Annotated in this window: 8 protein-coding genes; all 8 read right to left on the reverse strand. The window is 32.0% G+C overall.

Annotation, left to right across the window (positions count from 1 at the left end; all coding sequences use genetic code 11):
- Positions 1-5: 5 nt before the first annotated feature.
- Positions 6-1,001 (reverse strand): tetratricopeptide repeat protein, encoded by a 996-nt coding sequence (locus DMB68_RS07635; protein ID WP_110346012.1) that lies wholly within the window; start codon positions 999-1,001, stop codon positions 6-8.
- 48 nt (positions 1,002-1,049) lie between these two features.
- Positions 1,050-2,198 carry a hypothetical protein gene (locus DMB68_RS07640; protein ID WP_124019402.1) on the reverse strand — a complete coding sequence of 383 codons (1,149 nt, stop codon included), beginning with the start codon at positions 2,196-2,198 and terminating at the stop codon, positions 1,050-1,052.
- Between the two features lie 11 nt (positions 2,199-2,209).
- The gene (locus DMB68_RS07645) at positions 2,210-5,032 is read right to left on the reverse strand and encodes a leucine-rich repeat domain-containing protein (protein ID WP_110346014.1); all 2,823 of its coding nucleotides are present in this window, start codon (positions 5,030-5,032) and stop codon (positions 2,210-2,212) included.
- 11 nt (positions 5,033-5,043) lie between these two features.
- A complete protein-coding gene (locus DMB68_RS07650) occupies positions 5,044-6,201 on the reverse strand; it encodes a hypothetical protein (protein ID WP_110346015.1) in 1,158 nt (385 codons plus the stop codon).
- A gap of 1 nt (position 6,202) precedes the next feature.
- Positions 6,203-7,375 carry a hypothetical protein gene (locus tag DMB68_RS07655; RefSeq protein ID WP_124019403.1) on the reverse strand — a complete coding sequence of 391 codons (1,173 nt, stop codon included), beginning with the start codon at positions 7,373-7,375 and terminating at the stop codon, positions 6,203-6,205.
- A gap of 12 nt (positions 7,376-7,387) precedes the next feature.
- A complete protein-coding gene (locus tag DMB68_RS07660) occupies positions 7,388-8,593 on the reverse strand; it encodes a hypothetical protein (RefSeq protein WP_110346017.1) in 1,206 nt (401 codons plus the stop codon).
- 2 nt (positions 8,594-8,595) lie between these two features.
- A complete protein-coding gene (locus tag DMB68_RS07665) occupies positions 8,596-10,104 on the reverse strand; it encodes a T9SS type A sorting domain-containing protein (RefSeq protein ID WP_110346018.1) in 1,509 nt (502 codons plus the stop codon).
- Positions 10,105-10,309: 205 nt separating this feature from the next.
- Positions 10,310-12,904 carry a T9SS type A sorting domain-containing protein gene (locus DMB68_RS07670; protein ID WP_110346019.1) on the reverse strand — a complete coding sequence of 865 codons (2,595 nt, stop codon included), beginning with the start codon at positions 12,902-12,904 and terminating at the stop codon, positions 10,310-10,312.
- Between the last annotated feature and the right edge of the window lie 120 nt (positions 12,905-13,024).

Below are 13,024 nucleotides of genomic sequence, written 5' to 3' on the forward strand. Positions count from 1 at the left end.
GTTTATTAGTTATAACGCACGCCTTTACTCTCTATAATAGCGTTTAAAGTTGAAGATTCATGTCCTAGTTTTTTTGCTTTTTCAGCTGCTTTAAATGCTTTTTTAGGATTATTGAGCTTGCAATATAATTCGGCAATGTTGGAAACATACATTCCATCTTCAGGATTACTCAGAATAGCCTTTTCAAAATAAGGGAGGGATTCTTTATAGCGTAATTGCAGATCATATAAACAACCGTAATTGTTATAAATGCGCGCCAGTGCAGCCGGTTCGTGTTGGGTTTTGGCAATAAAATAATCTTTTTTTGCAACGCAGGCTTCAAATCCTTCCTTATACCACAATATTCTTGCTTCGAGAAAATAACCAAAACCATAATCCGGATCAATCGCTTTAATGGCGTTGCATTTTTCCTGTGCCAGATCGTATTGCTTGCTATGTACCAAATCCCAGGCTTCTTTCTCTAAGGAAAATTTTTGCTGGTCATCGTTTATGTGCTGTAAATTATCTTTTATAATTAGGTTATTTTCTTTATCAATTTCAATTTCCGAATTGTTCTTTAATATTGGTTTATCAATGATTTTTGCAAAATCAAAATTATCTACATGGTCAAAATATAATTTTTCAACCAAATTAAAATGCTTTTTATTTTTATTAATAACCGAATTAATAGTGTCTATTACTTTTTGGTCACCAGTTCCAACTTCATTCGGCCAGTTAGGATAGAATCCTGAAATATTAATTTCAAAACTGCTTGAATCAATCTCTTCTAATACATCTTGTATATAACCACTATCATTGTTTTCAACAGCCTGTATTAAAGCCTCATCAAAGTTTTCTTCATCAAAAATCAAATTCCCATATATATTGAGAAAAGGAACTGTTTCCATATTTTCATCCACAGAACTATCAACGTAAATAAAAATGATTGTTGGATTGTCTTCATGGGACACAATGTTTTTTAATGTTTTTTCTATTTGTTTAGCAATAATTAATTGACTCATGAATGTTTATTTATTTAAATTTTAAGTATTTATCTATAATTCGTCTGGTTATTTAATTTCGATAAAAACATCTGGATTTTCAATTGCTTCAGGTTTTGGCATTGGATCATAAGAAGCCTGAATCTCCGTTTTTTGTTCACCTGTTTTTTTATTTACGACATATTTACCAAAAGAATATTGATTTTTAAGATCTATAAAATAATCTTCTTCTCTCTCATAAATTGTATTTTCAAAACCGGAAGAAAACCCTCCAAAATTTTTCTTTACAAATTCAATTGCCTTTTTGTCTTTTTCGGTTTCAATATAAAACTCAGATTTAAAAAAGTCATCAAATGGTAAAATTTCAGTAGTATTTAAATTAACTGTTATATCATAGGAAAAACGTTTTTCCGGATCAGTACCAAACGGAACATACCGTACAATCCTTTTAAATTCGACCAGCATATTTTTACTGTCACCTAAAACCTTAGTCTCATAATCCTCAAAATTTAATTGTAATGATGGCTGTCTTTTATTTAATAAAGCAACTGCCATATCAATAATTGTTTTTTTTGAAATTTCATCTCCTTTAAAAAGTTTAACCTTTTCCTCCCGATCATAAGTAGATTCAAGAACAGGTTTTATATGTGGTACAGAATACGTACCTTCCAGCAAGCCAGACTTGAAACCTGTTTTTTTATTTATAAAAAACTTGCTGAAGGAAGTTTTACTACTGTTGCTTATCCAATAATGGTCTTCATTCTCAGTGATTGTAATTTCAGAGTTGGATTGTTTTGCAAAATCAGTTTTACTTTTAATAAAATCGAGTTTTTTTTTATCCTCTTCTGTGGGAATAAAAAAAGTAAAATTAAATACGGAATCAAACGGAAGAACTTGTTTTGTAATCAGGTTTACGGTAATATCATAATATTGATATGGATCAGTATTTAGCGGAATAAAACGAATGTATCTTCTAAATTTCACTAGGATTTTTTTACTGTTTTGCCATGCCGTGCTTTCAAAATCATCAGAGTCAATTATTAGAGATTGCTGTTTTTCTTTCAGGATTTCTAAAGCGATCTCTATAAGTTCCTGTTTACTTTTCGACTTTAAATGTTCCATATTATATGCTTTTGTATGTTGGGCCAGAGAACTAATCGTGTTCAGAATCAAAATAAGCTTCATAAGGATAATCTTGGTTCTTCTGATTTTCTTCATATAAATTTTGATTATTTTTCTTCAATTACTTTTAAAAAATCAGCATCTGCCCAGTATTTTTCAAAATCGGTATCGTCTAAAAACTGCTGTTTTATTTTACCTAATCGAATGGATTCTTTAATATAAATCAGCATTTTTTCTTTTCTGCCAAAATGAGCAAATCCGCAGGCAAGATTATAAGCTAGTAGTACTTCTGATATCTTTTCTATTTTTTGAACTTCTTTATAAAGCAGGTCAAAATAAGGTTCATCATTTAGTTTTGTGGCTGCTATGATGTTATAAAACAGAGTACCTTCATTTTCTGAGTATTTGATTTTAGAATGCAAAATTTCAAAAACCTCTTTTGCGGTTTCATATTTTCCGGAATCTACTAAACCATACGTTTGAGACCTCAAATCGCTATAACGAATTTCTCCTTTGATTTTTAAAGCCACTGCTTTTGCTTTTTCAAGCGTCCATCTGCTATCTACCCAATGCCAATCGAGATAGTGAAAAAAAGAATATAAAAAACGGTCTATTTCTATATTATAAATCTGGTCAAAACTCATATCACAATGGGTTATCATGAAATTTTCATATATTTCAAGTTCTGACAAAGGGGTATTTGATTCGCATAATTTTTTAATAATACGTTTTGCTATCTCAGTTACATCATAAGTATCAAAAATATTTTTCTCTAACTTGGCTTTCAGAAAATCAATAATTTTTTCAGGCGTTTTTTTATGATACTGAAAAATAAGAATACCCGGTAAATCGTTTTTATTTCTTTCTTTTATCATCAAATTCAGCAAAACTATCAAATTTGATTCGGGCAAAATTATTTCTTTGGCAGCGCTTGTAATCTTCTTAAAATCAGACTCATTAATATTTTCCGTTGTTTTGCTTACAAACTGGTCAATAGCAGCGGGAAAATTTTCTTCGTTTAGATTTTCCAATAAAGTGAGCCAGTTTTCCGGTTCTTTATTTCCTTCTTTATTTTTCAAAATCAAATTCTGCAATTCAGCTGAACCTACATCACTTATTTGCTGTAATAACTGATCGAAATAACTTTTGCCATAATAAGTTCTTGCCTCCTTTTCATATTCAAAGAAAACATTCAGCAATTTCTCTTGTAATTGCTCATCTTTTGCATTTTGAAAAGCGGGAATAAATAATTCCTCCATTTGGTCACCACCTTCACTATTCAGCATATCTGTCGATGCTTTTTTAAGAAGTTCATAAAGTGCTTCTGAAGTAAACTGAGCAAACAAATTATCGATAAGCTGGTCATGAACGGTGTAACTCCAAAAACGATGTCCGGCATCATAATATTTACAGGCTTTATAGAATTTCTTAATGATTTTTTTTTGGGTTTCTATATTTTTTCTGGCTATTATTTCATTCAAAACAATCAGAGCTGCATTATAATTATCAAATCCAACTGTTTTAAATGTCATTGCAAAAATGGTAACAAGTGTTTTATCAGAAAGATTTTTAAGGTGTTTTTGAATGGCTGCATCTAAAATTTCAATTTCGGTAATTTCCTCATCCCGTGTTTTGATTCCGAAAAAACCTGCTAAAGGATTTTGTTCTTCGTTGGAATTGGCCTTTACATGTTTGGATAAATGCAAAATAGCTTCTTCAAATTGATCAAGGTCATTTGTTTGCAGTTGAGCAATAATCAAATCCAGTTCAGGAAGTTTGTTATATTGCTCTCTTTTTTTCCATTTTTTTAGTATTTCCTCGTTAGCTTTTAACTTTTTTATACCCGAATGACTATACAATGGTGAAAAATCTCTGATATAATTACAGCTTCGAATATGCAATTCTTCCAGTGCTGCTAATGATGAAATCACAGCAATTGATTCGCTGTGACAACTGTATAGATTAAGTTTTTTTAAAGGCAAAGAATTTAAACCATCTATATTAATTAAATCATAACTGGTTGAAAGATTGAGTTCTTCCAGCATTTTGAAATTAGAAAAACCATTACAATTCTTTAAAGCAGAATATTGTAAATTGAGTTTCTTCAATTTTCTTAATGGTAAAATAGGTGTGATGTCAAAAACACCGCAAATCGCCAGATTTAAATCTTCCAGATTTTCGAGCTTACCAATAACCTCCGGGATCGGTTTTAAATATATTTTTTCATTAAAAAAACTACCTGCAACATCCATATTCGCCCCATTAAGAGCACTATTTAAATTTAGTTTTCTTAAATTTTTCAAATTGCTTAAACTGTCCGGTAATTTAGCCAATGACTGTGAAATTTCTAAAATCTCCAGATTTTCTAATTGGGTTATTTCTTCGGGAAAAGTATTCATAGGAAGTCCTCTTAAATTTAATTCCGTAAGCTGTTTTAAATTCACAAAAGACTTTGGCAGATTTCCTAAACCACAAGACACTAAATGAAGGGATTCCAGAGATTTCAGGTTTTCAATTTCATCCGGCAGGTTTTGATTTTTTAAATGATCGCCCCAAATTTCAAGATATTTTAAATTAGGAAAAAGTGCCACAATATTTCTGGTATCTGCTTCTGTATTTTTTACAACAACATCCAGTTTTTCCAAATGAACCATCGGCTTTATTTTAGAAAAATCACAATAACTCCAAAGTATTAATTTCTTTATATGAATTAATTTTTCAAGATTATCCGGAGTTTCAAATAAATATTCTTTCGAATCACCATAAAAACTTAATTCTGTAATATTTGGATACTCGTTTATCGCAGACGGAATCTCTATTTTATCTGTATAATTATCAAATCTGATTGATGTAATCTCATTCAAATTCAAAAGCTCAGAAAAATTAAATTTTTCTTTTGATAAATCTATGGTTAACTCTTTTTCGTTCATTTTTTTTCTAATTAATCTTCATCCGTTTCATATACTGTATCATCTACGGCTATTTTTTGCTGTGCACGCTTTACAAAAACATTGTCATTCTCAGCTCCAAGAGCTCTTTGTGTCGGGGTTAAGTTTCCGTTCAGCCAGATCATTCTCTCTGTTTGGTTTTTAGGAAGAAAATTATTTTGCAACCTTTGTATCGCCTCTTCGTAAATTTCCCAAAGTACAGGATGCTGGCTTTCTTTCTGTTTTGCGATAAACAATGGCAATGCTTCTTTATGTCCTAAATCGGTTAAAGCAAAAACAGCGAACATCGGATTGCTGCTATCTTTACTATTTTGCAAATACAACAAAGCCTCCTGAGCATTTTTTTCTAAAAACCATTTCGCATATAAAGTTTGTTTTACAAAGGCATTTTCCTGATAATGCTTGCCTGTTTTTGTAATGGCATTATTTATAACCTTGATATCAAAAGCAGTTTGAAAATATGTTAGCTGAATTGCAATAAAACCGGAAGCCTGACTCAATTCATAACTTCTTTTTTTCTCATTACTGCTAAACTTGTAAATATCAAAAACCAAATCGGCAAATTGTTCCCTGTCTTCTTCTTTTAAACTGGAAATAGCTTGTACTAATTCTAATAATGTTGAGCCATTGGGATCTTTATTTGCTTTTTCTCCATATTCAATTTTTTCTTTTGCATAGGTTTTAGCATACTTAAAAGCGGAATTAAAAAATAAAACCACATCCTGTTTAAACTTTGGATTATAATAAGCCTGTGCCAGTGCAAAAAGAGATTGCCCGTTTACATACAAACCCTGATGAAACAAAAAGTCTTCTCCTTTTAGAAAATCGGTGGCGTATTCTAAAACCTTTTGAAATACTTCTTCAATGTCCAGAGCGATCATTACATCATAGCGTCTGTCTACATCATAATCTGCAATTTCAACAATTTCATTCGCCAGATTTTTACTTTTTGAAATCTTGTATTCCTCAATAGCCTGATTTATATAATACCCTATTAACTGATTCTTAAATGGTAAGAAGGAATAATAATCATCAGTGTAATCACTATAGGAATATGATCTTATTTTATCTACTATCAACTTATGCTCATGTGGATGTTTCTTTGCAAACTCAGCTATTTCCTGCGTAATTATTTTTTCAAAATTTTTCATATTATTGCTGTTGTGCTTTTAAAATTGATTCTTTCAAAGTTTCTAAACTCAATGTTTCTTTTTGGGAAACCACTTTGGAATCTTCGTATTGCGTGTATTTATATTTGTCTTGTTTTTCTTTTTCGATCAAAAATCCTCTCAACGGATTTCCTTTTTCATCCAGATATAAAACTGCATTCGTATTGATGCGTTTGTCCAGATCTAATACAAACGAATAATCATTGTTGTCCTGATTTGAAAAATATGGAATGGGCTGATTGTTCATCACCAAAAAAACTCTGGAAATTAAATTAGAATTTGGTCCGTAAGCCTCGTTATACAATTTTTTATCGGTTTCCAGATTGTAATTCTGAGCCATTAAAACAGTATTATCGTTGAAGAAGAAATAGGATATAAAACCTGCTATTGGTTTTATTTGCTGAGAAATATCAGCATAACTGAAGCTATATTTTGTAATGAGTTTATTTTCGACTTCATAAACCACATTTCCATTTTTAGAGTCCTGAAATTCGACTTTAATACTTCTAAACTTGTTATCTATTGCTTCATCTTCAACATTAGGCAGGCTTTCTTTATAAATAATATAACCATTAGGTAAAAATTTAAGTTTAATTAATTCTGCGTAATGTACCGCCATGACCCAAAAATCTACATTTGTGATTTTACCGTCCTTGTAATATTCTGAAGCTAAAAGATGCGCATCTTCTAAACGGAACTCTTCCTTATGAACCAATCCGTTCTCTAGTTTGTTGTTTTGATACGTTGTTTTAATGAATTTTAAATTGAATTCCTGACCTTCATTACTTATTAAATCTAGTAATGAACAAGTATATTGAGCTATGAATCTTCCGTTTTGATAATAATCTATCAACGGAATTTCAAATTCGTTTCTATAAACAAAGTGTCCTTCAAAAGGTTTTCCTTCCTGATATTTCCCAACCAATTCTCTTTTCCCTTCTAAAAAATAACGGTAATTTGTTTCCTCTATTAGTTTTCCATCTTTGTATAAATGTTTGTATTCTGTCTTTTCATCATAAGAAGTATGAATTAATTCACCCTCACGTTGTCCTGCATTGTTCAGTTTTTCCTGATCGTATTTGTATTCCATATTTTTATTCTGTGCGTTCATAATGATATTTCCAAAAAGCAAAAAGAGTAAAATGATATTCTTCATTTGAAACCGGTGTTAAAAAATATTGTTTATTTTGACAGACCATCCATCACCATTATTTCGGTCGCGAAGATGATCTGCATTTCCAAAAATGACGACTTCCTCTAAATCTTCCAGTCTTTCACTTTGCGGACAGATTGCTTTGATTTGTAAGTATCGGTTATGAAATTCGGGAGAGTCCTGTACTTTTAATTCTAAACCGTTTTTACTAAAGTTGATATATTGTATATTCTGCTGCCAGATTCCTTCAGAAAATTGATTGTAAAGTATAAATAAGCCTGTACCCTGCCCTACGATCAAAGTTTCTCCAATCAATAAACAATTGTTATCCTGACCCGGAATCAGACAATGAATTTTATAAATCTCCGGAAAATCAATTAGTATGTTTTTAAAAGATAAAATCGTACCACCGGCCGTAACCCTTCCAAATAATGGTTCTGACAAACTTGTGACAGAATCTCCATAATCTAAACCGGAAAACCAAACACCATCCTGAATGGTTTTACCGTTTTGGGTTTTAAAAAACGGTACCATTTTATGAATTGGCTTTAAATTTTCAATTCCGAAATGTCCCAGACCCTGATTCCAGATTAAGACATCATCATTACTATATTTAGAAATGCCATAATCTTCGAGAACGAAATAATTTTCTGAATCTGAATCCGAAACATGTAACCCGATTGTTTTTGGATTGGACTGATCTATATCCTCGTCTCTAAAACCTGTAGTTTCTATCGTTATTTTGTTTTGCCACTGTACCGGAACATAATCATCATGACTTCCGCAAGGCACACATTGGTACCAGCTTCCACTGATTAAAAACGAATCATCCTTGTCTTTTTGTATGGCATGTATTTCTGTTGCATATCCTTTATCAAATAGCCTGGAAGTTATGATGGTATTCTCTTTAAATAAAGCCAGTACAGCACCCGAGTATAAGCTTGAAAATTTACTGCCAAGCAGATAAAAGCCATTATTAAGATTATAGATACAATTCCATTTTAAATTTTTTGAAAACTTATAGCTGTCAATAATTTCCAGTTTATTAAGGACAATTATTTGCTGGGATAAAGATTTATATTCTTCTGTTTCCCAAATATTTAAAAGTACCATACAATCAACAGCTGAAGCACTCACTCCTGCAATTTCCGCATGATGGCTATCTTTAAATTTTTCTTTTAAATTTATTGACTTGATTGATATGTCTAAATTCTTAACCAATTCTAATTGATGATGATTTTTCGTCTTAATGGTTTATTATCTTTTTCCAAAACAATAAAATAAGCTCCTTTTGACAGTTGAGATAAATCGATTACATGGTTCTCTTCATTGTTTAAAATCACAACTGATTTTTGTAATTGTCCCAACATATTGTAGACTGTAATTTTATCGAGAAGGGCATTCCTGATATTCAATAATCCACGGGAAGGATTTGGGTAAACAATTGTTTTTTCAAAAAGCAAGTCGGCTGTTCCAAGCGTACAGCTTTCTGAATAACTCATAGATACATCTTTTTTGGAATCCCAGTTTGTACCCGAATAGCTTTGGCTGTCTACTAAAATACAGGTCAGATCCGGATTATTTTTAAAATTGGGATAATTAGGATAGGAATATGCAATTTTAGCATTGTTGGTATTTTTTAAATTAAGGCTGGTCAGTTTATTATTTTCACACTTTAAAAACTCCAAAACCTTATTTTGAGAAAGATCCAGACTGATCAATAAATTATCACTGCATTCTAACCGATTTAATTTTAGCATTTTAGAAACATCTAAAACTGTAACCTGATTATTAGTCAGCATTACATTTATCAAAGAATTGTTGTTTTGAAAATCTAAAGTTGTTAATTTATTAAAATTACAAAGCAAGGTTTCCAGCTTATCATTTTTAGAAATATCAAGTGAAACAATCTGATTAGACGAACAGGACAAACTTTTCAGCAGTAAATTATGTGAAACATCTAAACCCGATAATTCATTCGATGCACAGGCCAGATAGGTTAATGCTTCGCAACCGGTAACATCAAGATTTTTCAGTTTATTAGTCGCAGTTACTAAATAATCTAACTGTTTATTATTTGAAATATTTAAAACTGTTAACTGATTTTTGGAACAATCTAACCTGTTCAATAAAATATTAGCCGAAATATCTAAACTGGATAAATTATTGGTGTAGCAGGATAAATTTTTAAGTTTGACCGATTTTGATACATCCAAAGCAGCTAATGAATTTCCATGACATAGCAATTCTTCCAATTCTCCATTGAGAGGCAATACAATGCTTGTAAGTTTATTAGAAACGCACTGCAGTTTTTTCAGCTCATTATTTGTCGCTGTATTTAGAGTAGTTAAATTATTTCTGGAACAATCTAAATAGCTTAAACTTATATTTGTAGAAAGATTCAGACTGGTTAAATTATTATTGTAACATTGTAAGGTAGTAAGATTTGTATTTTTGGAAAGATCAAGACTTTCCAATGAATTATAATAACAATAGAGTTCCTTAAGGGCAATAAAATCCTGGATTCCGGTTAAATCACTAATGTTACTGTTATCAACTGCCAGAGATGTTATTCCGGCTATTGATGAAGTTAAAACCCGCTGATCAGGGTTTCCGCTGTCGATTCCTAAAGAAATAAGTTTTTTTTCAAAATTAAGATCAGGAATACTGGTATACTGTGCATAATTTGAAACACTAAAACAAAAACAAAAAGCGAGTAAAATATTTTTCATGAAGTAAAAATTATGAAATGGCTTATATTAGTTTTTATAATGACTGAAACCAGTTTAAAAGATCTGGCATTATTTTATGTATCCAGGCAAATTTAATTTTTACTCAAACGAAAGGAATCACTATAAATAATGATTTTATGTCTTATCAAAAAAAGGGCTATCTAAAATTATAGATAGCCCTTTTTATATAAAACCTTAAGTGTTTTTAATCTTTAATCAATTTCGACACATAGGTATTTTTATCACTTATTACTTTGACAAAATAAAGTCCTTGAGGCAAGCCTGATACATTGATTTTTTCAATACTGTTCTGAGATGCAAAAGATTGTTTTTTAACTACTTTGCCTGTTGAATCTGAAATAATGACTTCTGAAATTGCTTCATTCAAAGCAGAAACAGTCAATTCATTCGCTACAGGATTTGGATAAAGCTGAACATTTTCTTTGATTTTTGCATCCGGATCATTAGTAGTTGACGAATCATCTGTTTTTCCCGGTTTTAAACCATTTAAAATAGCATCTATAATTTCTGCTTTCTGCTCTTCTGTAATACCGGCAGTATTTGCTGATTTAGAAGTGGTATTAAACGTTAACTGATAGGTAAAGCCACTATCATAACAATCACACTCGGGTGTGTACATTCCGATTATATACAATTTATTATTTGCAAAAGTATAACCAGGGAAAGTAGTAGTTAAATCCCATGTTGTTGGCGATGAAGTTCCTGCAAAAGGAGGCAGATTACTTCCTGTATTATTTCCATGGGCAAAAGTACTCCAGTTAATCACTATAGAAGGATATGAAGTTACCTCAGCTACATACCAATGGTATTTTCTGCAATTTCCTTTAATACTGTCATCTGTTGTCGCTATACTATTAACCGATGCAATAATTGCATTATTCGTTCCATTGTGCTGTACGGTAATAGCAAGCCCCGGATCACCTAAAGCACCTACATAAATATCATCAATCGCCAGATCATTTCCATCACCGTTACCTGTTTCATCAAGATAAATTCGTACCGTTTCGCTGGCTCCTGATGCAGTAAAAACCAAATCTGCATTTTGCCAGTCACAAGCATTTGCAGTAGCCACATTTACAGTAAATAAGGCTGAACTGGCAGATCCCGCTTCTATTTTAACTTTTGGAAGAATATCAAAAGTACATTGTTTCATATTTTTGAAATTCGCACAAAAACGATAAGTTTCCCCTCTTCTTAATCCTGTTATTGTTTGTTCCCAAACCACAGAAGAACCTGTTTGTTGTGTTTTTCCGTTCACTGTCAAATATTTGCTATTTGAGGCATACGCTACAGGATCAGCACAAAATGAATGATCTGTTACTGTTGCTCCAAAAGCCGCTGCAGTATTAGTTACATTATATTGTCCCGGATATGTAGATGCATCTAAAGTATAAGTACTGGTGAAACCTGAATTTCCAGCCTCAAAATTACCATTCACAACCAAATTTTCGGAATCACAACAATAGGCTCCTAAATTATTGATGCAAAAACAGATGTCATTGTCAAAACCTGCCGTTTGCCCATATTGCACTCCTAAAACAGGATTTGCAGAATACTGAACAACTGTTTGTACGTTTCCGTTTAAGTCAATTAAATTAAATGTGAGTTTTGCTACTACATCATAACAAGTTCCGGGCGTTTGATTTGGAAAATCAGTTGCCGCTACATCAACGGTATAATTGGACCCTGAAACTGTACTTGCCGCAATAGTATTCAGTAATGTTCCGTTTTGATAAATTTCAAAACTAATCTGAAGATTGGTTGCTGCTGCTGGAACAGTAAATGTCCCATTGAAAGTTTGTTTCGGATTTATACAATCGTGTCCTTTTAAATCTAAATCAATAACTCCTTCTGAAGTATTTTTACAAGTCGTACACGTATCATCAATGTAAGTGTATCCTCTATGGCCACCTGCAGAGCAATCAGAGTTTATAAACATGATCACCACTTCTCTGCCAATATGGCTTGACAAGTCAAGATAAGCACAACGCCAGTCTCTGTAATACTTAACTCCTTCCGGTGAATTGGTTGCATTAATAAAAGGATTCGACGGAGCTGCAATATCTACCATTTTATCAACCGTTACTCCTGTCATATCTACCGCTTCGGCAATAAAAAAGACTTCAGATCCATTTGCGCTCCCGTTTGCGTTTGAATGACTTTTATCCATTACCATAGCATATTGAAAATAGTATTTTGCATTGGCTGCTGTTACAACAAATCGTTTAGCAATGCCTTCTGCCCCAAAACCCGGCTGGTCATTCCCTAAACGAATTGATTGTGTACCTGAAGATCCCGGTGCTGTTTTAGACATTGAAAAAGCCGGAGTCGAAGCCAATAAAAGAGCATCTGTACCTGTTGTTTCAATTGAAGTAAAATTCTGTCCGTATGCTGTACCGGTGAAAGGTAAAGGCGAAATACCAGGATTCAGTATCAAGCCATTTTCAATAGGAAGCGACGTGCTTCCGTGTTTCAGGCTCAGACCGGTCCATCCGCTGTAACCACTTTCAAATCCAGAATTTGCACAAGGATTTTTAGATACTTTTATATTTTGCAGAATAGACTGAATTTGTGTAGAAGATTTAATAGAAGGTTCTGATTGGTTTTTGATAAACTGTTCAATATTTCTCGATTTAACTTCTTTAGACCAGCTTACATCAAATTCATAATGCAATCTTGTATTCTTGACTGTAATTAATGTGTCCTGATATTTTTGTGCAGAAACAGACCCACACATTAAAATGAACAATCCCGTAATTAGATGTACAATTGTTTTCATAATAAGATAATTTTGAGGTTAATAAATTGTATATACACACTTATATCAGATTCCATTTACAATTGTTACCTCTCAAAACTTCAAAATAAAAAAAATGCCTCTCCAGAAACCTGGAAAGGC

The sequence above is a fragment of the Flavobacterium hydrophilum genome (assembly GCF_003202405.1).
In the GTDB taxonomy this organism is placed as follows: domain Bacteria; phylum Bacteroidota; class Bacteroidia; order Flavobacteriales; family Flavobacteriaceae; genus Flavobacterium; species Flavobacterium hydrophilum.